At 37.2% G+C, this 25,146-nt stretch carries 20 protein-coding genes; 4 read left to right on the top strand and 16 right to left on the bottom strand.

What is annotated here, in order from left to right; translation table 11 throughout:
- Positions 1–312: 312 nt before the first annotated feature.
- The 4 genes from I6N95_RS11505 to I6N95_RS11490 form a co-directional block, all read right to left on the bottom strand.
- Positions 313–987, bottom strand: coding sequence for an HAD family hydrolase (locus tag I6N95_RS11505; RefSeq protein WP_209527851.1), 675 nt, complete (start codon positions 985–987; stop codon positions 313–315).
- A 182-nt stretch (positions 988–1,169) separates the two neighbouring features.
- Positions 1,170–1,697, bottom strand: a complete 528-nt coding sequence (locus I6N95_RS11500; protein ID WP_209527849.1) for a GNAT family N-acetyltransferase — start codon at positions 1,695–1,697, stop codon at positions 1,170–1,172.
- A 477-nt stretch (positions 1,698–2,174) separates the two neighbouring features.
- On the bottom strand, positions 2,175–3,950 hold the full coding sequence (locus tag I6N95_RS11495; protein ID WP_209527845.1) for an ABC transporter ATP-binding protein: 1,776 nt from the start codon (positions 3,948–3,950) through the stop codon (positions 2,175–2,177).
- Entirely contained in the window at positions 3,934–5,688 is a 1,755-nt protein-coding gene (locus I6N95_RS11490; RefSeq protein WP_209527842.1) for an ABC transporter ATP-binding protein, read from the bottom strand. Before I6N95_RS11490 ends, I6N95_RS11495 begins: the two co-directional genes overlap by 17 nt.
- A 144-nt stretch (positions 5,689–5,832) precedes the next feature.
- On the opposite strand from I6N95_RS11490, the gene I6N95_RS11485 reads away from it, so the two are divergent.
- Complete coding sequence (locus tag I6N95_RS11485) at positions 5,833–6,603, top strand: MerR family transcriptional regulator (RefSeq protein ID WP_209527837.1); 771 nt, start codon at positions 5,833–5,835, stop codon at positions 6,601–6,603.
- Between the two features lie 48 nt (positions 6,604–6,651).
- Complete coding sequence (locus tag I6N95_RS11480; RefSeq protein WP_209527834.1) at positions 6,652–7,149, top strand: cysteine hydrolase family protein; 498 nt, start codon at positions 6,652–6,654, stop codon at positions 7,147–7,149.
- A gap of 56 nt (positions 7,150–7,205) precedes the next feature.
- On the opposite strand, the gene I6N95_RS11475 is transcribed toward I6N95_RS11480, so the two are convergent.
- The 6 genes from I6N95_RS11475 to I6N95_RS11450 all read right to left on the bottom strand — a co-directional run bounded on the left by I6N95_RS11475 (position 7,206) and on the right by I6N95_RS11450 (position 12,734).
- Entirely contained in the window at positions 7,206–8,153 is a 948-nt protein-coding gene (locus I6N95_RS11475) for an oligopeptide/dipeptide ABC transporter ATP-binding protein (RefSeq protein ID WP_209527830.1), read from the bottom strand.
- Positions 8,154–8,443: 290 nt separating this feature from the next.
- A complete protein-coding gene (locus tag I6N95_RS11470) occupies positions 8,444–9,070 on the bottom strand; it encodes a PepSY domain-containing protein (protein ID WP_209527827.1) in 627 nt (208 codons plus the stop codon).
- A gap of 17 nt (positions 9,071–9,087) precedes the next feature.
- On the bottom strand, positions 9,088–9,585 hold the full coding sequence (locus I6N95_RS11465; protein ID WP_209527824.1) for a hypothetical protein: 498 nt from the start codon (positions 9,583–9,585) through the stop codon (positions 9,088–9,090).
- A 107-nt stretch (positions 9,586–9,692) separates the two neighbouring features.
- Positions 9,693–11,009 (bottom strand): sensor histidine kinase, encoded by a 1,317-nt coding sequence (locus I6N95_RS11460; protein WP_245249445.1) that lies wholly within the window; start codon positions 11,007–11,009, stop codon positions 9,693–9,695.
- 31 nt (positions 11,010–11,040) lie between these two features.
- Positions 11,041–11,742 carry a response regulator transcription factor gene (locus I6N95_RS11455; RefSeq protein WP_209527817.1) on the bottom strand — a complete coding sequence of 234 codons (702 nt, stop codon included), beginning with the start codon at positions 11,740–11,742 and terminating at the stop codon, positions 11,041–11,043.
- A gap of 251 nt (positions 11,743–11,993) precedes the next feature.
- A complete protein-coding gene (locus I6N95_RS11450) occupies positions 11,994–12,734 on the bottom strand; it encodes a GntR family transcriptional regulator (protein ID WP_209528486.1) in 741 nt (246 codons plus the stop codon).
- Positions 12,735–12,893: 159 nt separating this feature from the next.
- Between I6N95_RS11450 and I6N95_RS11445 the strand changes: the two genes are divergently transcribed.
- A complete protein-coding gene (locus tag I6N95_RS11445) occupies positions 12,894–14,435 on the top strand; it encodes a CotH kinase family protein (protein WP_209527814.1) in 1,542 nt (513 codons plus the stop codon).
- A gap of 93 nt (positions 14,436–14,528) precedes the next feature.
- Here I6N95_RS11445 and I6N95_RS11440 read toward each other — a convergent pair whose 3' ends face one another.
- Positions 14,529–15,245: a hypothetical protein gene (locus I6N95_RS11440; protein ID WP_209527810.1), complete on the bottom strand. Its 717-nt coding sequence runs from the start codon at positions 15,243–15,245 to the stop codon at positions 14,529–14,531.
- A 276-nt stretch (positions 15,246–15,521) separates the two neighbouring features.
- On the opposite strand from I6N95_RS11440, the gene I6N95_RS11435 reads away from it, so the two are divergent.
- Positions 15,522–15,740 (top strand): antibiotic biosynthesis monooxygenase family protein, encoded by a 219-nt coding sequence (locus I6N95_RS11435; protein WP_245249443.1) that lies wholly within the window; start codon positions 15,522–15,524, stop codon positions 15,738–15,740.
- A 57-nt stretch (positions 15,741–15,797) separates the two neighbouring features.
- Here I6N95_RS11435 and I6N95_RS11430 read toward each other — a convergent pair whose 3' ends face one another.
- The 5 genes from I6N95_RS11430 to I6N95_RS11410 form a co-directional block, all read right to left on the bottom strand.
- Positions 15,798–21,938 carry a 5'-nucleotidase C-terminal domain-containing protein gene (locus I6N95_RS11430; protein WP_209527807.1) on the bottom strand — a complete coding sequence of 2,047 codons (6,141 nt, stop codon included), beginning with the start codon at positions 21,936–21,938 and terminating at the stop codon, positions 15,798–15,800.
- Positions 21,939–22,154: 216 nt separating this feature from the next.
- The gene (locus I6N95_RS11425) at positions 22,155–22,991 is read right to left on the bottom strand and encodes a GNAT family N-acetyltransferase (protein WP_209527803.1); all 837 of its coding nucleotides are present in this window, start codon (positions 22,989–22,991) and stop codon (positions 22,155–22,157) included.
- A gap of 15 nt (positions 22,992–23,006) precedes the next feature.
- A complete protein-coding gene (locus I6N95_RS11420; RefSeq protein ID WP_209527799.1) occupies positions 23,007–23,423 on the bottom strand; it encodes a YjdF family protein in 417 nt (138 codons plus the stop codon).
- 259 nt (positions 23,424–23,682) lie between these two features.
- Positions 23,683–24,822: an oxidoreductase gene (locus I6N95_RS11415; RefSeq protein ID WP_209527797.1), complete on the bottom strand. Its 1,140-nt coding sequence runs from the start codon at positions 24,820–24,822 to the stop codon at positions 23,683–23,685.
- A gap of 210 nt (positions 24,823–25,032) precedes the next feature.
- Positions 25,033–25,146 (bottom strand): zinc ribbon domain-containing protein (locus I6N95_RS11410; protein ID WP_209528484.1); only part of this gene is annotated, 114 nt, incomplete at its 5' end.

Genomic DNA, 25,146 nt, shown 5'->3' with positions numbered 1-25,146 from the left:
TTATAAATTCATTGTATCAAAAAGAAAACACAACAAGAATCCGTTTATCGAACGATAACGGTTATAAAATCAATTGTTTACAGACTATATATTATACAAAGTAGTTTTTAATGAAAGAGAGAGAGTCCAGTCATAGCAAATGTTTGAGAATGTCTTGAAATTGATAACGTATTGATTAAAAAATTATGGTTGGGCTTTTTGATGATTATCTTTTGTGTGAAATCTAAGTTGATTGGATAGATTTTAACAAAAAACATGTTAAGTTCATCAAAGGCTGTCTGGTTAATGCGAAGCCTATAAATTGAAAAATATTTATCTCACAATCGCAAGCAATTCCTCTATTTTATTGATTTTATAAGTTACCTTATTAGAATGTGAGAATAGTTCTCTATCATAAAAATATGTAGCTTGTGCTGTATCAATGTTAAGTTGAAATGCTCCTAATAGTTCATCGTCTCCGCCGTCCCCGACAAATAAACAACGTTTATTGTCTAGTTCAAGTTTGTGCAAAATATAATTGTAAAAACGTAAATCGGGTTTTGCATAACCGACATTACATGAAAAAAAGACCTCATCAAACAATTGACATAAAGGTGATTTGATCCAACCTTCTATATCCAATACATCTGCATTACTAACTAAAATAAGAGTTTTATTATTTTTTTTAAGCTCATGTAAGGTGTTTATCACTTCAGGACTAACATGAATAAGTGATTCGCTTATTCGTTTTAATCTCTGATTCGCAAGATTTTTGACCAATGATTTTTCACGAGGGATACCTAAACTACTTAAGATATCTTCAATTATTTCGAATTTATTGTGAACCCCACCAGTAATTCTTTTGTAGTACAAAGAGTTGTGCTCCGCATGTGTTTCCCATTTTTCCATAGAGATACCCAGAGCATCAAACTCATTTTCCCCTGGTAAATATTGGGGTTCAACTAAAGTAAAGAACAGATCGAATAACAACACATCATATTTTGTCATTTAAGTACCTACTTTCTGATGTCTTTTTTATGGTTCGTACTATTTTAAAAGCATAAAAGGGAAATCTTTTTTTAAATACTTTGACACTATTTAATTATGACAGCTTAATATGAGTCAATAAATAAGCTGTCATTAACATAAGCTACTTTCAAATAAGTTACTACCTCTAAAACTATTTCTAATTATGTTCGGTCAGACCGTAAAATGCTATAAACTGCCACATCAACAATACCTTGATTATTCAGCCCAGATTCACGTAAAATCCCTTCAAAAATCATCCCGGATTTCTCCATAACTCGGCCAGAGCTAGGGTTTTCTACATCGTGTTCTGCTTCAATTCGATTCACATCAGTTGTTTCAAATAAAAAATCAATGACTTTTGTTAATGCTTCGGTCATATAACCTTGATGCCAGAAGTTTTCTCCTAACACATATCCGATTGTTTTCGTTTTTATTTTAAGTTTATCTTCGATAACAGCAATATTTCCAATCAATTGGTTTGTTTCTTTTAACACTATGCCCCATCCAACACTGTCATTTTTTTCTTGAAAAGTTAACCAATCTTTCGTTGCCTCTACTGATGAATGAGGAGACCAAGTTAAATACTTCGCTACAACCTCAGAACGTGTCCAATTCTCAAATACTTCAGCAGAATCATCAGCAGTAATCTTCCTCAATTTTATACGAGGTGTTTCTAATGTTTTTACCATGCAAATCAATCTCCTCTACCTATTCGCTTAACAAAAATAATAACTTAGTTATGCAAAAGTTATATCTGTTCTATACTTATTAATTTGAAACAAATGTTTCTCAAGCGTTTTGTAAATCATAAACCATCATTTTTCTGATCCTTTTATAAATTATAGCATTATTAAGCGATGATAACCGGACATAATGACTAAAAGTTGTATTAAATATAAAAAAATAAGTGATAGTTTTTAAATAGTCTATTTTTCGTCAAACATGAACTAATTTAAGTATCGGGTCTTTTTACATCTTCCGATGATTCATAGCTACTTTTACTGCAAATTCACCACTTCCTATGTCAACTAAAAATTTAATCTTCTTTAGTTGACATAATATTATTATTGTTTACTAGATGTTGATTGTTGGAACCGAAAAGATGAATTATGTCTAGAGAAACTCATCTTTTTCTGACTGCAGTTTCATCAATTAACTAGAATCAACTATGCTTGAAACTGACTTTGATACAATTTAGAATATAGACCTTCTTTGTCTAATAATTCCTCATGATTCCCTTGTTCCACGATGGTACCAGCTTTCATGACTAAAATTAGATCAGCTTTCTCAATAGTCGATAGACGATGGGCAATAACAAAACTTGTTCTCCCTTGGGTAACTTCCCTCATCGCTTGTTGGATTTCAGCTTCTGTGCGAGTATCAACACTTGAAGTTGCTTCATCTAAAATAACAACTGGTGGATTCGCTAATACTACTCTAGCAATAGTTAATAGCTGTTGTTGCCCTTGAGAAAGTGCCCCACCTTCACTTGAAATAATCGTATCATAACCATTTGGTAACGTTCGAATGAAGTGATCGCATTGAGCAACTTTAGATGCGGCTATTATATCTTGACGAGTTGCATCTTTTTTTCCATAGGCAATATTATCAGCAACTGAACCTTCAAATAACCAAGTATTTTGCAAAACCATCCCAAACATGGCACGTAAATCTTTTCTTGATAATAATGTGATATCTTTTCCATCAAATGTGATACTTCCGTCATTAATTTCATAAAATCTCATTAATAAATTGACTAATGTCGTTTTTCCTGCTCCTGTTGGTCCAACAATTGCAATCATCTTACGAGGTCGAGCGACAAAACTAACATTTTTCATCAATAGATTGTCAGGAGAATAGCCAAATTTGACATCATTAAATGCTATTTCTCCTTCAGTATCATCAATCGCCAACAGGTCCTGCCCCTCTGCTTGCTCTTCTGGTTGATCTAAAATAACTAAAACTCTGTCCAATGAGGCCATCGCCCCTTGGATCGCATTTATGACATAAGAAAAGTTGGTAATGGGCTCAGATATTTGGTTGACGTACTGTAGATATGCTTGGATAATCCCAATTGTCATTCCTCCCTGAATCACCATTCCAGCCCCAATAATCGCACTTACGATAAATGCTAACTGATTTAAAAAACGAATAGCAGGATAAATAGCATAATCAAAAAATTGTGAATCCTGAAAAGCTTTTGCATGACGACTATTGGTAACCTCAATCGTTTTAGCAGTCTCATTTTGTTTATTAAACGTCTTAATTTCTAAATTCCCTGAGAAAAATTCCTCTGTTTGATTATTTAGTATTCCCAACTCAGCTTGATTTTTATCAGCTAGTTTTTTATTTTTGCTCGCCACCCAAGTCGTTACGACAGAGGAACCGATAATGAGGATTAAGACGATACCAGTTAATTTGATATCGATAAAAAGTAACATGCCGATTCCCAAGACAATGTTGACGATTGAAGAAAACAACTGATTAATTCCCGTTAGTAATACTTCTGCAATTCGATTAATATCGTTCGTTGTTCGACTTAAAATATCCCCTACTTGATGATTATCGAAAAATGCCATTGGCAATACTTTGATTTTCTTGGTTACTTCTTTTCTCAGACGCAAGGTGATTTGTTCACTTAAAGAGGCCATCGTTCGTTCTTGAATGTATGATATTCCTGCGCTTGTAAGGGCCAAAACTAAGATCACTAGAACAGGAGACGCGAGAACTTCAGTTAAAAGTGATGTTGACAATGGCGTGCCATTCCCAAGCTTAATTGCAGACAATAAACGATCAATTGCGATCCCCATAACAAAAGGCATGGCAGTAATCAAGGCGTTGCTTATAAGGCTGCAAAATGCTAATAAATAGAAGTGAAAACGCTCTGGTCTAATGAAGGCTAAAAAGCGGCGGATACTCGTCTCCTTAGTTAATGTTTTCATGTACATGTCCTCCCTGTACGCTAATTCCTTGAGATACAGCAAATTCTTGATAAATTTGATTGTTCTTTAATAAATCTAAATGGCTACCCTGCCCAACTATTCGACCTTCATTTAACACAATAATCAAATCGGCATCCTTAATTGTACTCAGGCGCTGGGCGACAATTAGAAACGTACTACCTTCCATTTGAGAACGTAAAGCCTGACGTAATCTTGCATCCGTCTGATAATCTAGAGCCGAAAAACTATCGTCGAAAATATATAAATCAGCTGGTTTAACGAGTGCTCTGGCAATACTTAGTCGTTGTTTTTGACCACCTGAAAAATTATTGCCTCCTTGAGCAACAAACGCTTGGTAGCCGGCTTCTTGATCAGCGATAAAAGGCTTCGCTTGAGCAAGTTCTACTGCTCGTTCAAGTTCTTCTTTACTGGCTTCAGGATTCCCCATCCTTAAATTACTTTCAATTGTACCACTGAACAAAAAAGCTTTTTGGGGCACATAGCTAACTTTATTTCGCAGATCTTTTTGAGATAAATTATTTAGCATAACCCCATCAATCAAAATTTCGCCACTACTAATGGTTGTCAAATTTAAAAGCACTTTGGCAATCGTACTTTTCCCAGAGCCTGTTCCCCCAACAATTGCAGTTGTTTGGCCTTTGGCAATATTAAAGGTAATATCTTCTAAAACGGGCTCTGCTCCGTTATAGGCGAATTGAACTGCGTTAAAACTAACAAAATTCGAGGTATTGTTTGTTGAAATCGCAGTGAAATCTTGTTTCTCATCGTTAATTTCAGGGATTGTCGCTAACACTTCTTCAATTCTTGTTAATGATGCAAGAGAACGAGGCAAAGTGACAATTACCATAGCTGCCATAATTAAATAAGCTAGTGTTAACATTGAGTATTCAACAACTGCTGTGACAATCCCGATTTGTAGTGATCCTTGTCCTACAAGTAATCCTCCAACCCAGATGATTAGGGCGAAAACTAATCCCATCAACATGTAGGCTACTGGTGTTAAATAAGCAAAAATTTTATTCACTGTTATCATACTCTGAGCATAATCACTAAATCGCTGATTTGTTTTCTCCTCTTCCTCATCTTGATTATCAAAAGCACGAATCATGTTGATACCATTAAAAAACTCTCTTAATTTGACCATAATCTGATCTAATCGATGTTGAATCTCACTTGATAATGGCAGTCCTTTTTTTAATAAAAAACCGACTACCATCAAGTAAAGAATGATTGACACTAATGGTATTAAGGCTAATTTGGGTGAATTGATATACGTCATCAAGACAGCAAAAAGACATATGATGGGCGCCGGCAAGATTAATTGTAAGAACATACCTAGAGAGCGCTGAACATTTGTGACATCATTTGTCATCCGTGTTAACAGAGTAGCTACGCCAAAAGATTCAACATCTTGCAATGATAGTTGTTGGACTTTCTGATAAAAATGTTGGCGGACTTCATATCCGTACGTTGCAGCTAGTTTCGCTGATAGGTAACTTCCTAAAATAGCGGCACCACCGCCAACTAAAGCGACGACTAACATTTGACCACCAATTCTTAAAACGATAGACGGATTACCAGAAGCAATCCCCTTATCAATTAGTTCACCAATTAAAAAAGGAACGGCTAATGTTCCCATAATTTGGACAGCTAAACTAATAGCCGTTAAGATACTTATTTTTTTGTTTTGGCTAAAGAAGCCTGTCATACTTTTCATGGTTATTCTCCTTTTTCTTGTAAACATCCTTCTGCTTATGAAACATCAAAAATATACTGCGAGATTCATTCTATACCTTCAAGTTACTTGAATGTCAACAAAAATAACGGTATACTTTCTGTATATACAAAAAGGAGGATGAACATGTCTGAGGAACAGCGTTATTCCATTGGAGAGATAGCCAGGCTTTTTCAGATTCCTGCCTCGACTATTCGTTATTGGGAAGAAAAAGATATTTTTAAGATTAAGCGAAATGATGAGAATGAATACCGTGAATTTGATATACAAACCACAATTGAACTGCTTGATGTGGTATTTTATCGAAATTTGAATGTTCCAATTCAAAAAATGAAAGAGTTCAATCGTTTGAGTCCTGAAGCTATTTACAGTATTTTGAATGATACCGAGCTACAGGTTCAGCAAGAATTGACAGAACTCAAGAAGAAATTAACAGGCATTGCTGGCCGTAAGCAACAATTGGAGAACTTATTCACTTTAAAAGAAAATAGTTATCAAGAAGAAATACTTCTCTTAGAGAAAATTGTCGCTTTTGATATGTATAACCCTCAAGACATTCAAGTTCAACTGGCCGGGCCAACTAATTTTGTTTTATTTAAAAAATCGCCTGCAGCAAGGGAATTTCAAATGGGGCTAGCCGTCCCCCTTAATTATGAAAATGGTAACGAAGAACTTTGGCGAAATGAAAAGAACATGGGGAAAAAATATGTCACTTGTCTGCTTGAAACGAATTCGGAAAACTTAGACGAGCACAATTACCAACACCACGAAGAGTCGTTAAGTAAACTTGGGTTTCATGTTGGGCAAATCATCGCCCCCTACCTAGCAACAGCGTCTAATGACCGACAAAAATCGGTTGATTATTATAAGGCATGGTTAGAGGTGTCCACAAAATAAATGCTTATGAAAGACTTAAAATATCAATATTAATAAAGGAGTGGTTAAATGGCTGATTGTTTAATTATTATTGACTTGCAAAGAGGATTACACACTGATGAAGCCCCCTTGTATCGACTTGATAATGTTTTGAGGATTACTAACGAGCGAATAGCAGATTATCGCCAACAAAAACGACCTATTATTTTTGTTCAACATGAGGATCAAGAATTAGTTCCTACAAGCGAAGCTTGGAAATTAATGGATCAATTAAATAATAGAGGCTCAGACTATTATATTGCTAAAACTCATGCTAATTCATTTTACCAAACCATTCTAACCAAATTACTTACAGACTTAAAAGTGAGAGAGATAGAATTTTGTGGTGCTCAAACTGAATATTGTGTTGATACTACAATCAGAGTAGCCCATGGATTAGGCTATAAACTTTCTATGGCACAAGGGAGTACAACCACTTTGGATGGAACTGAATTAAGCGCTGAACAAATTATCCGGCACCATGAAGCAATTTGGAATCAACGTTTTCTAACTTTCTTTAATCGTTAGTCTACACACAGTTTAAGATCTAAATACCCCATCAGCATCTTGCGCTGATGGGGTATTTAGGCATATAAGTGACATGCGATAAAATGATGAGGTTCTACTTCAGTCAATTCAGGTTGAATGTATTGACAAATTGGCATTGAAAATGAGCATCTCTCAATAAAAGGACAGCCTAATTTTTTAGAAGCTACAGTGTGATTTTCTAAAAAAGGTTTAACTTTTGTTCTTACTGCTTGTTGCGTCCTGTTAGCTAACAAATACTTAGTGTACGGATGCACTTTGTTCCCTTTAAGAAAGCTGCCATTAGTTAGTTCTACTAAAATTCCAGACCACATTATGCCAATCTGATCAGAACTATCTTTGATAGCTGACAAGTTTTTGGAAACAAATAAATAGGTTAGTCCCAATTCTTCTTGCAAACTCTTCAATATGTAAATTAGTTCATCTTGAAAATTGGAATCTGAAGATGAAATAGGTTCATCACAAACGATAAGTTCTGGTTCCGATGCTAAAGCGAGAGCGATGTCGATTTTCTGTCGCTTATCATCCGCTAATTGATAGATCTGGCTATTAATCTGTGACTGGTTAAAACCAAGAAAGTATAAAAGCTTCTCCATTTGTCTTTGTTGAGCTTCTATACAACGAGCGGGAAAAAAAATATCGATTCGCTTTTTGATAATTTCACTGATGGTCATATGAGGTTCAAGAGCGGCATATGAATTCTGAAAAATGATTTGAACTTTCTTTCGCAAATTAATTTTTTCTCGATATGTCATATCAAGAATATCTTTGCCGTCATAAATAATTGTTCCTTCAGTAGGTGGAAAAGCATTAACTAATGTTCTCCCACATGTGGTTTTACCACTACCTGATTTCCCTACAAGGCCAAATGTCTTTCCCTTTACTATTTTAAAGTTGAGCTTCTCTACAGAGGTTATTTTAATGTCTTTATGAATAGTAAAGTATTTTCCAAAGTTTTTTAATTCTACTAATGCTTCTTCATCCAATCAATCATCTCTCTTTCTTAATTGACTAACCCACTATAACATAATTGGAAAAATTCTAAGCTACGTTTCTCAAAAAAGCTCTACTCCATTTGCCCTTTTTTTGAGAACGTATAAGGTATCATTTTTTTTATTGTATAATATTTACCTCTTAATGTAAACGCTATATTCGCTGTTTTTTCCACTAAAAAAAGCCTGTTATATGAATTGGAAGAGAAATAATTTATGGAAGTTGTTTTTAAGTATAAGAAAATCCCCACATAAGCATTTTCTTACATGGGGATTTTCTTATATTAGTCGTCTAATTCAGTTTCCAAAATATCCCCTGTTTGGGCATTTAGTTTCACACTTGACTCAGAACGACCAGATTTGAATGTTACTTCCCAATAGGTAATGGTTAGTTCTTTGTCTAAAGACCAATCTGTCGCTGTTTCTTGGGTTACTCCCAACGCTTCAGCTGCAAACTTTGTAGCATCGTCTATTGAAAGAATATCCTTTAAATTTAAGGCATCTTCCGCTTTTTTTACACCATTCTTTTCGTCAGCATCCAAATTTTCTTCTCTCTCTTTGGTTTCTTCACCAGTTTCAGCGTTGATTTTTAACTCATATTCTTTATTGTCGTCTACACCTTGAACCTCAAAATAGTAAGCACCAAAAGATGTGTCTAAATCAATCGATGTAATTGACGTGTCAGGATAAGCCTTTTCAAAGGCTGCTATGGCCTCTGCCACAGTAACTTTTATTGATGGAACAGTTGCTTGAGTATCCGCTTTTTCTGGGTTACTACTTGTTGATTCATTGGAACTAACTGAAGTTTCTGGTGAAACAGAGTCGCTAGGTAATGTATTACTATTGGTTGTACACCCTCCTAAAACTAATCCTAGTGTTGCCAGACTTAACATCATTAATTTTGTTTTCATAGTATCTTCTCCATTTCTTATATTAGTTTCACTGCTTCAATTGCCAGTGTGTTGTTATTGATTATCACATCATGGTGTTGCACTCCATCAGTTACACCTATTTTCCAAAGGTCTCTTCCACCCTCGTTTGTCAATTGCCAAGATGTTGCAACGCCTTTTCCTGCTGTCATTTCTGCAATAATAGACAGATTTTGTATTAAGATATTTTTATCTAACAAGAGGCTATTTTCTTGATTAGCAGCTATCGTTATTGATTCTTGACTAATCACCTCTGAACTATCATTGATCTGCCAGCGATACGCTTGTTGATGTTGTTGGCCTATAACCTCATAGAGATAACCTTTATCCTTCTGAAGCAGTTTGATTGAATAAAAGTTGATATGTGAGTGACCGTCGATTTGATAAATGACCGATTTAACTGAAGTTAATTGCTTTTCTTTAGCAGGCCAGAAGATAGCACCTAGACCACTAATAAGCATAAGCAATATCAATAAAGACGTGTTTCCTTTGTTCATTGATGACTCCTTTCCTTTTGATTTGATTGCTTAATATGATGATACCAACAATCAAAGGAAAGATAACGATTATCAAGTGAAAAGAAAATGAAGACTTTTTCATTTATTTATTTGATTGATAATAATACGGTAAAGACACTCCCTGAGGGATAGTTATCAGATACGGTAACACTGCCTTGATATTGTTTAACTAATGATTGAACAATCGATAACCCGATCCCCGATCCTTTTACGATACTAGAACGTGACTGATCGGCTCGATAAAACCGTTCAAATATCTGCGCTTTATCCTGATCAGAAATACCAATCCCTTCATCCATGACTACTAACTTGGCAGTATGATCGGTACTGGTTAACGTCACTGTGACTTTATCAGTTTGTTTACTATATTTAAGCGCATTTTCGATTAAATTGCGAACAATTTGATAGAGTTGTTCTTGACTACCTATTATTTCAACTTCTTCTATTTCTAATACGATTTCCTGAGAATGAACCATTTGAAACTCATGGATGGTTTCTTTCACGAGTTGTGACAGATCAACCAAATCAGTTCCGCGCTCATGTCTTCCAAGGGTTAGCAATTGTTCCACTAAGACTTCCATCCGTTTAGATTCTTTATCAAGATATTCAATGGATTTGGGGATTATTTCTGGATGTTTTTCCCCCCTTCGTTTAATTAGGTTAACATGCCCGCGAATGGCTGTTAAAGGGGTTCTCAGCTCATGAGACGCATCTGCGACAAATTGCTTTTCTCGTTCAACAGATGCCCGTTGAGCAGCAATTAAGTGGTTGAAAGACGCAGAAATATTGGCAACCTCTATTGGTTTCGTTGGTTCAGTTAGCCAGCTTTGCTGATCATGTTCAGATAAGTCCATAATTTCTAAATTCATTGTATTCAGTGATCGACTGATAGTTTCAGAAAACCGATAAGTAAGAATGCCACCAATCACAATCATAATCAATGTCAAAATTATGGTAAATGATAGAATTTGACCAATAATGTCAAAACTGTCTTCTAGTTCAACAAGTATGCTAATCGCGACTCCATCTATGGCAGTTGATTGATAGTAATAAGGTTCTAGTTCTTCATCCCAAACAATATGTTTAGCGAAGATGATTTGTTTGAATTCGGAAAAGTCCTTAAACAGATCTCTCGCCTCTTCAGAGTAGATTGTCTGACCATCTTCTAGGGAGATCCGAATGAAATTAGGTGAATTATCATTCGGAATATGAGTATCTAACAGAGATTGCCACTCATTTTCAGTATTGGCCCCACTTTTTTTGAGAGATGTTAATAGCAAGTCTGTTTGATCCTTTGTTGAGTCATAGATAGAAAAAAAGGTCATAGTGACGATTGCTGTACTTAAGACTACTAAGGCAATCACTAGTAAGCTGACGAATCTTACCGTTAATTGGTACTGCATTGTGTGCCTCTTATTAACACTCACTTTTGATTTAGTCATAGGAAGTCCTCATGACATAGCCAACACCACGGACTGTTTGAATAAGGCGTTTTTCCGGCACATAATCCATCTTATTTCGAAGAGAGCGAATGTAAACATCCACCGTGTTTGTTTGCCCAAAGTAGTCATACCCCCAGACGGCATTTAGCAACTCATCGCGAGATAAGACCTCTTCCGGACGCTTAATTAGTGCTAAAATCAATTCAAATTCTTTTTGCGTTAACGGTATAGGTTCTCCAAACCGCTGGACTAGGTGTTTGGTTGTGTCCAAGACCAGGTCTTCATATTGATAAATAACAGGTTGTTGCTTCAACTGAATCAATTGTTCTGCCCGACGTAAGATAACGCGAATACGGGCCAATAACTCTTCAATATCAAAGGGTTTCGTAATGTAATCATCTGCCCCAGTATCCAATCCTGTGATTTTGTCCGTCACCTGATCACGGGCAGTCATCATAATAATTGGGATTTGACTGTTCTTGCGGATTCGTCTAGCAACAGTAATACCATCATAAACTGGTAACATCCAATCCAAAACAATCAACGTTAAGACAGATTGATTGTCCTCGTATAAGGTTAAGGCCTCAGCACCATCTTTTGCATGAATAACTTGATAACCTTCGAAAGTTAACTCTTCCGAAACAAAGTTAGCTAAACTGTCCTCGTCTTCAACAAGTAATATTTTAACGGTCATTTTTATCAGCTCCTTTAGTTTAACGATAACATCTTATCAGAGATGTGCAATCAAAATACCATTAAAATTTTTTCATTTTGAAAGCTAACAAAATCCCATGGCAAAAAAACACCCGCAGAGGATGTTTTTTATTATTAAAATGTTCAGTAGTTATTATTATCCTGTCGTCAGCAAGTCTCCTCTTCTTTCTGGTCTTTTACCGAGATAACGTCTAATAACTAACCCTATTTCTACGATTATCACAATTTTTACTAAATTCGATTATGTAAAATTTTATACCTGAACTGATCAGCTCTGGCCACACTTAGAGTATACTCGATGACTTCGTTAGTGAGATTATAGGTTTTGCGGACTAAATTTAAAGAAGCAGCACCATCAGGAACATCAATCAATAATGAATCCTTTGCACTCACAATGCTGGCATAAAACTCTTCTTCTGCATATTTAATAATCTCATGGTAAGTATCTTTGAAAATGTCATACATTGGATAATTATGTAACATTTCAATGCTTAAAGTGTCAAATTTTTTGTAAGGCAAATAACTTCTTTCGACCATCATCGGTTTACCATCTGCTAGTCGTAATCGTTTGATTTTGATTATGTCACTTCCTTGGTGCACATCTAAATTGTCACTAAAATATTTATTTGCTTTAGTGACATTAAATTCCAAAATTTTTGTCTCTGGTACTTTTCCTAAAGATATCATTTGTTCAGTAAAGCTATAAGCTCCTGACAAATTTAAGATACTATCAGTGATGCTAGATACAAATGTTCCTTTGCCATGTTTCTTATAGATAAAGCCTAAGTTCTCCAATTCTTGCAAAGCCAACCGAACAGTTGTCCGACTAACGCCATAAATATCGGAAAGTTCTCTTTCAGAAGGCAATAAGTCATGTGGTTTTAATTCTGTTTCAATGGATTCTCTGATTGTATCCACTAATTTTCCGTACAAAGACTGTTTTTTATTTTCCACTTCTGCTCCTCCCAACATTCTGAACAACTGGTACTTACCACTATTAATTATCGAATAGATCCTTCAAAAAGTCAACTATGACCCTCATTTGGAACAACTTCTTTAAGCTTGATTTAAGTTTCTCTTGGTAACCTAAAATTAGAGTTAACACTCAAGATAACGAAAAGGAGCAAACAAATGAGTAAACTAAACAAAGGATTATTAATAACCACTGCTGTGTTGACAGCATCATTGATTTTAACAGGTTGTTCGACTCCTTCTCAATCGTCAGCCTCAAGCAATCAAACGGCCACTGCTTCGGCGACAGATTTTTTTACAACAGATACTATTCATGAAATCAGCGTTGATTTCGATGAGGCCGACTATCAAACCATGTTAACGGAGTATACCAATTCTGGCGATAAAACCTGGATTAAAGCAACTGTGACAATTGATGGCACCACGTTTAAAAATGTGGGAATTAAACTTAAAGGAAATTCTACTTTAAGAGGACTAAGTAATTCTGCGACTAAAACAGAATCAAAAACTACTAATAAAACAGAATCCACAGAAGCGACTACCACTAGCACAGCAGAGGAAAAAAACGTGCCAACTGGAGAGCCAAGTTCTTTAGATTCTGAATCGCCTGAGACTCTTCCGTGGGTCATTCGTTTAGACAAGTACGAAAAGGACGTTGCTTATAAAGGAAGATCTTACTTCGTCGTTCGGGCTAACAACACCGAAACATCACTAAATGAAGCTGTAGCCTTAGCTGTTTTAAATGAAGCAGGTGTGGAAGCTGAGAAAGCCGCCTTTACAAAATTTTCTGTCAATAATTCTGAAGAAAAATTACGCTTAGTTCTCGATGTTCCTGACGATGATTTATGGACAGAAGAACATTTTGATTCAACAGGACTTCTATATAAAGCAGATGGTAATGGCGATTATTCATACCGAGGTACCGATCCAACTGACTATGTGGATGTTTTTGAGCAGAAATATGGTGATGATGATTTAACACCGTTAATCAGTTTTTTAGATTTTATTAACAACTCTACTGACGAGGATTTCGCCGCTGAACTAGATGATTATTTGGACACTGATGCCTTTGCAACTTATCTGGCTAGTCAGGAGCTTATTCACAATACTGATGATATTGATGGACCAGGTAATAATTCCTATTTATACTATGATGCAACAACTAAGAAAATGACAGTTGTTGCTTGGGATCATAATCTAGCTTTTGGTGGCATGGGCATGGGTGGATTTGCTGGTGGAAAAATGGCAGGTGCCCTGGGTAAAAATGATGGCATGACGCCTGCAGATGCTGGTCAAACCCCACCAGAAGGGATGGAAAATCCCCCTGAAGGAATGGGCACCCCACCTGAAATGGATGGCAGTCGACCAGAAATGCCTGATGGCGAACAATTCCAAGGTGATGATAACGAAAAAACTGACAGACCAGCTGGTGGTATGGGCGGAATGGGTGGCAAAGAGAATATCTTAGTTACGCGTTTCCTTGCCAATGATACCTTTAAGGACCTCTATCAAACAAAACTAGATTCTCTAACAACCAGCGTTATCGATAATGATTTTGGAGCATCTGTATTAAGTGATTATCAGGAATTATTAACTAAAAACGTCAGCGATTTAGTTGACTCAGAAACAATTGTTAGTGAAGCAAAATCGATCAGTGACATGCTTCAATCTGAGCCCCTCCTTACATCAGAAAGCAAATAATAACAGTAAAAGTCATCCGGCAGGATGGCTTTTTACTTCATGAAAGGTTAATCTTTAGACCTGCTAGTTGCTTTCTTTTCTTTATCTCACTGTTTAATGCTCCTTATCATCATCAAGAGAACTTAGATTAGCTAGTTCCACTACTTCTACCTTCATTTTTTTTAATAGGTCAATTGATAAATCATCTAAAAGCTGATCTAAGTCATCCAAAAATTCTATGTAAGCTTCAACTTTATCATTAAATTCGACTGATTCTTCAGTTGTTAGTTTAACTTCTAGCAGTGCTAAATGATCCCGGCTTCGTTCAAATAGGACCACAATTTGTTCGATATTTGGTTGATAGTTATGAAAATAAATACTGAGTAACTCGATATCATGAATCAACTTCTCGCTTTGGTTTTGATTTTCTAATAATTTATTCATCATTTGTCGTTCGTCAACAGTTTCACGATTGTATTTTATCAGGCGGATGGATTCTTCATTTTGATAAATACACGTATTTAGTTTCGCATATAAATTTTCAATTTTTTGAAAGAGCATTTCCCGATAAAGGAATTCTGCTTGTATCGTTCGTTCTTTACGAGCATTCAATTCAATTTCATCACGAATCGCTTGATTTTGTGCCTTATTTTCACTAAATGCTAGCATAACGGCAGCTAAAACGCCAAAAAACGAACCAACAAAATTATACATGCCATCAATTGTTAAATTAGGTTCAATAGCTCCCTGAAACAGGGGGATAATGACTAATAGTCCACCTATTATAACAGTTAATACTAAGATAGAGTGATTCTTGATAAATTTAAACATACCCGTGAGTCCTCCTAATTATCTTTTCTCTTCATTTTACCCTAGCTTTAGCTTTAGCGCTATTCTTAGCCATTCATCTGTTATTGGATAGATCTCTACTAAAAGGTTTTAATTTGTGTTGCAATTGAGAATGATTATCATTTATAATATTATTAAGTAAGAAAGGAGTTAATATTGCATGATAATTAAATCTGTCACATTTGAAGTTGAAATAGAGAATGAAGAGCTGTTGAAGAAAAAATAACAAAAGATTTAACTAGTTTAAAGAAAACGGAGATGTGTTTATCCGTTGAAGCTTGGCACCAAAAGAACAAGCAAATAGTGGCTTACACCTTGGTTTCAAAATGGGCAACAAAAAAAGACTTTCAAGAATGGTTGAAGCGTCCTGATCATCTTCAACAACATCGACAAGCGCATTCGGATAAAGAAAAAACACCATCTAAAATTTCTCGAACAAAGATGGAAGAATTTGAAATGTTTGACTTAATAGTTTAGACCATCCAAAAAAGTGAAGCTGCCTGATAAATGGCAGCTTCACTTTTTTGGATATTTCTAAGATAAATTCCTTTCACGACGACGTTTTTCTTTATATAAGTAGCCGGCGCCGATAATAATAACTAATCCTTGTAAGGCGCTATTAATCGCCACTTCTCCGGCTTGTGGTAAATATTTTTTCTTCTTAGTAGCGGTCTTATTTCCAGCATCATTTGTCCTACTACTATCGCTAGAACTGCCGGTATTTCCAGAATTATCAACTTTTATTAACTCACCCATCGTTTTTTCTAAGGTTACTCTAGCAGAATCAATTGCTTGCTGCTCTATTGTAGAGTCGAGTTTAGTTGTTGGGAAATTTTGACTATTGCCTTGTGCTAAAATGGATTGAGCATTTTTTAATGCATCTGAAAATGGTTGCCACGTAGCTGATGTATAGTCTTTTTCTTTAAGCGTCAGGGCTTTTTCGATCGTTACGGCTAAAGCCTTAACATCTAAAAGTTTCCCTAACTTCCCTATCGCTATATGTAATTGAGCGGTGGCTTCATCAACTTCAGATTGTGTGACTGTTGTGTTAAGTTTTTGAGCGTCTGTTAATACTTTCTTAGCATTAGCTAATGCTTTGACCAATTGTTTCCAAGAATCCGCCGTATAATCGGTTTCTTTTGGTATACTTGCTATTTTGATTGCGGCTTCGAGATCAGTCAAATCAAGTGATTTAATTGGTTGATTTTCTGTTAAGTCTGTTTGAGCATCTCTTAATGTGTTTGTTGCTTGATTCACTTCATCCTGGCTAACAGTTGGTGGTACCTGTAGCCCACTTGTTAGAACAATTTTCGCCTCAGCCAATGCTTTAGCAAAGCGGCTCCAGCTTTCTTTCGTATAATCAGTTTCTTTTAGTTTATCCCCTGCTTTAATTGCGGCCTCCAGTTGAGACAGATCCAAGGTCTCTGGTTTTTGTGCCTCAAATTCGGCTTGAGTCATCGGGATAATGCGACTATATGGAAATGGCTCTGAGTAATCAGCTAACTGATAGTTACTTGCCGTGAGCGGAACAACTTTAGTCCGTTTAGAGCTGGCAATCTCCTGTAGGAATTCTGTGAAAATAACATCCATTGACTTGCCTTCTTCACGTTTCCCACCTAACATGGTATACCCATCACCTCCAGCAGCTAAGAAGTCATTTGTTGCTACTTTATAGACAGTGTTTCGATTGATAGCTTCAAACTTTTTAGATACTCGATTGAGAACCTGAACTTCAAGAACCCGTTGCCCCAGAACATTTTTTTCCGGTACAGCGCCTTGCAGATTAGAGTCGTAGATGATTTTTACAGAATTTGAAACCTGTAAATAGCCCCCATTGCGACCCAACATCGGCAGACCTTTTTCATCTAAAATAATTTTTCCAGCTTCAGTTTTTTGAGCTTCTGAACGTAACGAATGTTCAAACATATCATATATTTGCTGACCGGTTACATCAATTTGAGCGATTGTATTGCCAAAAGGTAATACAGCTAAGATGTCTCCTTTAGTGACTTTTCCTTTCTCAATTGGAACGCGAATACCACCGCCATTGATCACGGCAAAATCGGAAGGGCTGCTAAATGCAGTTTGGCCATAGTTGTATAAGGCATCACCAATGATATTTCCTAGATTTGTTTCCCGTGTTCGACCATAAGCACCATCTCCTTCAAAGTAAACAGGGTTGTCTGCTAGAACAATTTCATTCATTTCTTTTTCAAATTTAGCTTTTGTCGCTTCGACAATTTCCTTAACCGCTGGATCATCCACTACATCATTAAGTTCTTTTGTCGGAACAAGTCGAGCGTTAAAGTTAGCTTTGCCGTCTTTAATGGTCACCTCAATATTGCCGACATTGTTTAAGTAGTTGCCTGTTTGAGCGAGCAAGGTATTGCCGTAGACCTGTCCTTCACGGAGTTCACTGTGAGAGTGTCCGTCGATGATGACAATCGTCTCATCTGGATAAGCGGTTGCCAATTCTTGAGCCAGTGTATCGCCACGCCAAGCTTCTGGAGTTGTTTTATCAATACCTAAGTGAGTGACAAAAATAAAGGCATCAGCTTCTTCTTTTAATAATTCAAGTTGTTCTTTGGCGATTTTTATCGGCTCTTCAAATGTAACCCCTTCGACATTTTTAGGATGTGTCTTAAAGGCCGTTTCGGGAGTGGATAAGCCGATAATCGCAAATTTCTGGCCATCTTTTTCGACGAATTTATTCGCATCAAAGGAGGGGTTGCCTTCCTTAATCGCATTTGCGGAAACCATTGGCAATAGTTGTTTAAAAGCCATCGCTCGTTCATAGCCAAAATCAAACTCGTGATTTCCTGCTGCGACACCATCATAAGGCAATAAGCTCATGGCTTTTGCCATGTCCATTCCTTCACTAAAATTAGAAATAGCCAGTCCTTGAACTGAATCACCGCCGTCTAACATCAACGTTGGGTTAACAGAATCTTTATAGGTTTTTAATTTTGCCATTCCCAGAGACTTGTCTTTTTCAAAATCTAAACGACCATGCATATCATTCGTATGCATAATTGAGAAGCTGAAATCTTTTGAAAGCTCCTCTGATTTTTTGGGAATAATCCGTTCAAAAGTTAACTCTTCGGCATATTTTGCCATTCCCGCTTTATCGAGATTTCGCAAGTAAGGTAAAAAGGCTTCATCTAGTGACGCCCCCTCCTCGACAGGTTTGCCGACTAACATGGAATAGCCATCGCCACCAGCAACCAGAAAATCATTGGTTGCTAAATAATAATCTTTTTTAGCTTTATCTACGTCAACAAATTGACCAGTCTGTTGGTTTTTAATCTGAATAGAGGTAACTCGCTCACCAGCAATTCCCTTGTCAGGGTCAGCACCAGTTTTAGTTGAATCATAGGTGATCTTAATGGAATCTGACACCTGTAAGAAACCACCATTCTGACCTAACATTGGTAAGCCTTTTTCATCTAAAATCACATTTCCATCAACATCTTTAGCAGTTGAACGAACAGAATGTTCAAACATATCATAGATTTCTTGTCCAGAAATTTGGACTTGACTAATGGTATTGCCGAAAGGCATCACACCCACAATATCTCCTTTGGTAACTTCACCAGTCCCAATGTCCTGACGAATACCACCACCATTCACTACAGCAAAATCTGATTTTTGTTTAAAACCAGTTTGTCCATAGTGATAAAGGGCATCTCCGATTAAGTTACCTAAGTTGGTTTCTCTGGAGCGAACCACTTCTCGCGTTCCATTAAAGCGAATGCTATTATTCTCAATTACCACTTCTTTCATCACTTGATCAAAGTTGGCTCGCGCATCATCAACGATTTTTTGCACGGTTGTGTTTGGCTCTAATGTTTTCAAGTCTGTAAAAGGAATAAGTTTGGCAGATCTTACGGTATGTTCTTCCGTATAATTGGCAGACATCAGGCCGACGTTGTTTAAATAATTTCCTGTTTGCCCGATCAACACATTTCCTTCTTTAAGCCCATTAGCTAATTCAGAATGTGAATGGCCGTCCGCAATAAAGATTTTTTCTTTTGGATAAGCTTTGGCTAGCTCCTTAGCCAAATAAGTACTGGTCTCATCTTCAAGAGTGGTCTCATCAAACCCTAAGTGTGTCATAAAGACATAGGCATCGGCTTTATCGCCAATCTCCTTAATCGTGTCAATCGCAACAGGAGCAGGCTTTTTAAAGGTGATTCCTTTAATGTTGTTCGGATGCGTTTTGACGCTTGTCTCTGGTGTTGTTAACCCGATTAAAGCAAACTTCATTTGGCGATTGCCAACTGTTTTTTCAACAATCGTATAAGGTTTAAAAACTAATTGATCATTTTTATACACATTAGCAGAGACAATCGGAAATGTTAAATCTTGCTCGTATTGTATGGCTGTCTCAATCCCGAAATCAAACTCGTGATTTCCCAAAGTCATGGCGTCGTATCCAACGGCATTCATCGCTTTGACCATATCAGCTCCTTTAGTCAAATTGGAGATGGGTAAGCCTTGCATCGCATCTCCTGCATCGACTAATAGCGTTGGCTTTTTGGTATCTTTAAAGGTTTTTAAACGCGCCATCCCGATTGACGGACTGTACTTGTCTTCTAAATACTCTAAACGCCCATGAATGTCATTTGTATGCATGATGGTAAAGCTATCACCTAAGTATTTGTCAGGTATTAAGCCTTTGTCAATCAAATCATAGATGTTGATTTTCTCAACATTGGGTGTTCGACCATCTGCAGAATCTTTCACTAGATCAGTAAAACCAGCTGTTCCAGCCTTAATTTGCTGAATCACATAATCTCGTGCTGGGTGACTGAAATCCGTGCCAATAATTTCAAAATTGTCAACCAGTTCTTCTTCAGGAGCAATCGTCCCCTTTCTGAAATATTTGATATACTTAACGATTTCGCCACGTAATGTATCTGGATCAGATTCATAATAAGGCTCTGGATCAACAAAACCGTCTTTGACCATTCCTTCAAAACGATAGTTGTTAATAGCAATTTTTAACCTTTGATCATCTGTGACAGGTTTTCCTTTAAACGTTAAACCAACAATTCGTTGACCTTCTGGTTTAGAAATGTCAATTTTATAAGAAACCCCTGTTAACGTATCATAGTTATACACTCTAATTTTTGGATTAAAAGCAATTGCTAAATCGCCTTCTTCAAACTGTTGATAGTAACTAGCTTGTTTTTCCATAAAGGCTTTCAGCTGTTTGCCATTCATTGTTGCCCCAATTAAGGTATTGGGGTATTTGTAAATATTAAAGATATTGGCAAAGGTGACAGGCCCTGCCTTTAAATCACTGTCAGCTCTAAACAAGGCGCCAGCTGCAATATCCGCTTCTGTGGCTTTCATTTGAACGTTGTTTATTAAAGAGATCATCGCAGTTGGGCGCAACTGGGCTTCAGGAATTCCTGGAATCTCATTCTCAGGCAAAAAGTCTGCTGTCGCAGTGCCAATCACATCTTTAACATACTCTTGAGTGGCAGTATGGGCCTCTGCAGTGGCTTGTCTGACACTCTCATCAGTTGCGACCCCCTTTGATGAGATGATACTCGGCGTACTCTTAGTAACTGACCATTGACTTTCTTTGTCGTTCGGATCTTTTTCAAGTTCCAGATCAATCTTGACCACACCGGCTCCCGTGTCTTTTACAGCCGCAGCAGGTTTTAAGGTGCCTGTCTTATCTTCGATCATTTCCGCGTATTCTCGGTGATCATGACCTAAAACAAAGGCATCGATTTCTGGTACGTCTAGAATCACATTTCGAGCTGCCGCACCAGGATCGCTATTGTCTAGTCCTGCGTGAATGGCAGCCACAATAACATCAGGATGATGTTTATCCTTCATCTCTTTGACTTGTTTAGCTGCTTCAACATTTAAATCTGTAAAATACAAACTATCAACTTTATCTCCGTCCCACATCGCGACATGAGGAATGGTCAAGCCTAAAATCCCGACCTTGACACCGTCCACATCTTGTATTTTATAAGGCGTAACAAAGTGTTCCTTAGTCTTCTTCACATAGGTATTGGCCGATAGCAACGGAAAAACAGGAGCGGCTTCTTCCTCCACTTTTCGGATTAAGTCTAAGCCGAAATTAAACTCATGGTTTCCTAAAGACATCGAATCGTATCCAATAGTTTTCATAGCAGTGATAACTGGATGTTCTTTAAGCAGATACTCTGGATCAGTACTGTATAAATCATCTGTCAGCAATGTTCCTTGTAGATTATCTCCAGCATCCACCAAAATTGAATGAGGATTTTTGGCCCGTTCTTCCTTAACAATTGTGCCGATTTTAGCAAAGCCCAAATCAGCAGGTGCGTCATCTTCATAAGACCAGTCCCAGATATTTCCATGAACATCAGAAGTCCCTAAAATGGTTAAGGTTTTAGTTTCTTTAGCTAGTGGAACTGATGTGGCAATATCTGATGGTACTTGCTCACTAGTTGTAGCGCTTGTCGCCTTTTTTGACGATTCGGTGGTTTTAGTTTCTTCTGTTGAATCGGTAAGCGGTTCCAAATCTTTTTGCTTGATAACCTCAGAAGTACTGGTAGCAACACTACTTTCAATTGTTTCTGCCAGTGCTGAAACCGATGGTACAAAAGTGCCTAATAACAATAACCCTAACATCATGACATTAGCTAAACGCGATCCATTCTTTTTCAATCTTTCCCCTCCTATTAAATAATATCAAAACTATTGTACAAAAATAACATGTAAACCGTTTTACTAAAAGCAAACATAACCCCCCGATTAATTTTTCTGTTACAGTATATTGTTCGTACAATTCAATTTTACCAAAACCCCCAAAAAAGTCCACCCTTTCCCTAGTATTTTGTACAAAAAAACCAAACTTTTTCTAGTTTGGTTTTTTTGAGGCAATTAAAGTAGCAATTCCATTTGAATTTGTCTAAGTTCTTCCGTAAGTCCCAAGCTTATTAACTCGGTAGTTATTGGCCACTCACAATCGAAATTACTGACATTGAGGTCAATTTCGCCGTATTTTTCGTACAAACAACTTAAGGTCGCCTCTACTAGATGAGTAGCATCACTATACAAAACAAGTTGTTTAATTGTCACCGCCTTAACTTGCCCCTCTTGTGCTAATTCCGAACAATATAAATAACCAACGGCCTGCTGTTCAATGATTAATTCCAATAAGTTTCCTCTGCTAATGAACAGATTCTGCCATGTCGTCTTAGCTTTTTGGTGTTGCCACAATTCATTGTCGACTCTCCGCTCCTTTAAATGCAGGTCAACTTTATTTTCCCATGTGGCCCTGAGTTTACCCTTACAAAAAGAAACGTAATTAAGAACTTGAAACCCTAATTGGCGGTACAACGCCTCTGCGTGCTTGTTCCCACAAATCACCTCTAATAATAGGCGGTTTACATTCAAGTCTTTTGAGGTACAGATGGCTTCTTGGATCAACCCTTTTGCCACACCGTGGCGTCGATAATCTGGGTGAACCCCCATTCCGCCAATCCAAGCTATTTTTTCCTCATTAATACTATGATTGCCATACAACATGATTCCAGTTAAGTGGTGATCTGTTTGCGCAATTAGTGAATTTGTTGGCGATAAATGCAAAGTACTCAAACGATGGGTCAAATCGACTTCTGACATTTTGATTGGTATCAAATAATCTGAAAAACAGTCATTCCATAAACTAGTCGCTTCATTCAGTGGTACATCCTTAAATGATACATACTTTATCAAGCCTACCGACTCCTCTCATTTTCCTCGCCTTTTTTCCTTAGCTTTCGCCACTCTTAATTCATATGTTCTTTGAGCTCTCGCCCGTTTTTGGGCTGACCGAGATTGACGGCGGCGTTGTTTAGTTTCATCTAAAGCCGCTTGCATGGCTAGTTGAGATTTTGTAGATGTTCCTTTTTGTTTTACTTCCTTGGCGATTTGTCGTTGACGCCGTTTTGGATTGATCCTTTTGATTGTGTTTGAAGTCTCAATTTTGATGCCCTTTTGTTGGGAATGGCTTAATACCTTTGGCAATAGCTTATGAATAAAGCTCCAAATTTCAGCATCTTTAGGTTCACTGCCAAAAACATGACGATAGACTTGTAAGCGCTCCTCATCCTGAAATTCTATAATCCCAACCCAATACTGACCATCAAAGTAAACAATTAACGACATGTTTACCCCTCCTCCTTAGTTTTTTACTAAATCACAACTGGACGACCCGAGGAGGGAAGGTTACTGATGAGCGTCAAAATGATGCTCACATCCGGACTACCTACCGAATTGTGTTTTTGATTGTGATTACGCTAGTATGTCTATTATATCGTAAATTCTTTCCTTATTACAATCATTTATTCCTTGTATCATGAATAGAAGAGCTCCCAATTACCAGGAATCGGAAGCTCTTTTGATCATATATTGTCAGACAGCTAGCTTAAGGATCAGTCGTTAAATTTTCTTTTCCTGGTAAATCCAAAGAAACGGCTCCAGAAACAAATAGATCAATTAAGTTTGGAGGTAAGCCAATGGTTGCCGCACTCTCGATCGTAATTTCCGTCATAATTGTGTCAGCTTCCCCCTTTTCAATCTTAGCAGCAAAGGCTGGTTCAATTAAAGCACTTCGTCCTAAAGCAACAAGATCTCCATAGTTTAAAGCATCTAAAGCTTCCTGGGCGGTGGTGATTTGAGAGACAATAACTACCGCAGCACGATTTCCCACAAGTTCTTTTACAGCTTGCCCATAGGGTTTTGTTGAATGAGCAGCGTGACTGTCATAGCCAGTGAAAAGAGAGAGATGGAGATAATCTAGCTTTTGATCAGCGATCACGTCGATGAGTGATAAGGCCTCATCAAAACTGTAACCAAGCATGTCATTGCTGATTTCTTCAGGAACTAAACGATAGCCGATGATAAAATCAGACTTTGCTTTGGCTGTTGCGGCTTTTTTAACTTCTTTAATGACAGCTAATGGAAAAGCCATTCTTTTTTTCAGATTACCTCCCCATTCATCCTGTCGCAAATTGGAAGAAGCAGAGAAAAATTGATGAATTAAAAAGTTATTGGCTCCATGGATTTCCACCCCATCAAATCCAGCATCAATTGCTCGCTCAGTTGCCTCGCCAAATTGTTTAACAATTGATAAAATTTCGATTGTTGATAGTTCACGAGGTTCATATGGAAGATTGGTGAGAGTGTTCTTACTAGGGGCTACAACTTCTCCAAAAAGGTTGTGAGAAGCAGCAGCTTGTCGGCCGGCGTGATAAATTTGCAAAACGGCTTTGCCTCCATCTTTTTTCATTCTTTTGGCAAGTTCCCGAAGACCATCAATATGTTTATCTTCTGCAATACTCATCTGACTTTCAAATGCTTTGCCTCGTTCATTAATTGTAGCTGCCCCAGCAATCAAAAGGCCAGCAACTTGAGAACGTCTCTCAAAAAGTGTTAATATAGCCGGCGTAATGGTACCATCTGGTGTTGCATCAGTCACCGATGTTGGGGCCATTGCCAATCTATTTTGAATAACAGCTCCATTCGTTAATGTAAGTGGAGTTAATAAGGGCTGATAGTTTGTCATGGAGATCCTCCTAATGGTTTTGTGAATTTTTGTACTAGTTCATTATAAACCATCTCGTAGTAAATCGTCAGCTATTAGTTTTGAACCTCTCATGACTAAAGTCACAAGATTCTTGGGAAAAAAGCATACTTGACAGCGTATTTCTTTACTATCAGCGGTGTCTTTTATTTACCAAGCTATCCCCGCAGTTCCTACGGTTAGTGAGTTTATCTAGGCTAATCTTAGACCTTCGGTCAAGATATTGACACTGGCATTAATATCTCGATCGTGATGAGTATGACAAATAGGACACGTCCATTCTCTCATTTCAAGAGATTTCTTGCC

This window comes from Vagococcus allomyrinae, from assembly GCF_017829975.1.
Lineage (GTDB): Bacteria > Bacillota > Bacilli > Lactobacillales > Vagococcaceae > Vagococcus_D > Vagococcus_D allomyrinae.
This window is presented reverse-complemented; position numbering and strand designations above follow the sequence as displayed.

Bases quoted from the DNA above. Each gene is read 5' to 3' on its own strand.
- I6N95_RS11505 (WP_209527851.1), bottom strand. From the start codon at position 987: ATGACAAAATATGATGTGTTGTTATTCGATCTGTTCTTTACTTTAGTT.
- I6N95_RS11495 (WP_209527845.1), bottom strand. From the start codon at position 3,950: ATGAAAACATTAACTAAGGAGACGAGTATCCGCCGCTTTTTAGCCTTC.
- I6N95_RS11450 (WP_209528486.1), bottom strand. From the start codon at position 12,734: ATGTTGGGAGGAGCAGAAGTGGAAAATAAAAAACAGTCTTTGTACGGA.
- I6N95_RS11440 (WP_209527810.1), bottom strand. From the start codon at position 15,245: ATGTTTAAATTTATCAAGAATCACTCTATCTTAGTATTAACTGTTATA.
- I6N95_RS11500 (WP_209527849.1), bottom strand. From the start codon at position 1,697: ATGGTAAAAACATTAGAAACACCTCGTATAAAATTGAGGAAGATTACT.
- I6N95_RS11435 (WP_245249443.1), top strand. From the start codon at position 15,522: ATGTGTTTATCCGTTGAAGCTTGGCACCAAAAGAACAAGCAAATAGTG.
- I6N95_RS11445 (WP_209527814.1), top strand. From the start codon at position 12,894: ATGAGTAAACTAAACAAAGGATTATTAATAACCACTGCTGTGTTGACA.
- I6N95_RS11470 (WP_209527827.1), bottom strand. From the start codon at position 9,070: ATGAAAACAAAATTAATGATGTTAAGTCTGGCAACACTAGGATTAGTT.
- I6N95_RS11490 (WP_209527842.1), bottom strand. From the start codon at position 5,688: ATGAAAAGTATGACAGGCTTCTTTAGCCAAAACAAAAAAATAAGTATC.
- I6N95_RS11420 (WP_209527799.1), bottom strand. From the start codon at position 23,423: ATGTCGTTAATTGTTTACTTTGATGGTCAGTATTGGGTTGGGATTATA.
- I6N95_RS11485 (WP_209527837.1), top strand. From the start codon at position 5,833: ATGTCTGAGGAACAGCGTTATTCCATTGGAGAGATAGCCAGGCTTTTT.
- I6N95_RS11480 (WP_209527834.1), top strand. From the start codon at position 6,652: ATGGCTGATTGTTTAATTATTATTGACTTGCAAAGAGGATTACACACT.
- I6N95_RS11465 (WP_209527824.1), bottom strand. From the start codon at position 9,585: ATGAACAAAGGAAACACGTCTTTATTGATATTGCTTATGCTTATTAGT.
- I6N95_RS11460 (WP_245249445.1), bottom strand. From the start codon at position 11,009: ATGCAGTACCAATTAACGGTAAGATTCGTCAGCTTACTAGTGATTGCC.
- I6N95_RS11415 (WP_209527797.1), bottom strand. From the start codon at position 24,822: ATGACAAACTATCAGCCCTTATTAACTCCACTTACATTAACGAATGGA.
- I6N95_RS11455 (WP_209527817.1), bottom strand. From the start codon at position 11,742: ATGACCGTTAAAATATTACTTGTTGAAGACGAGGACAGTTTAGCTAAC.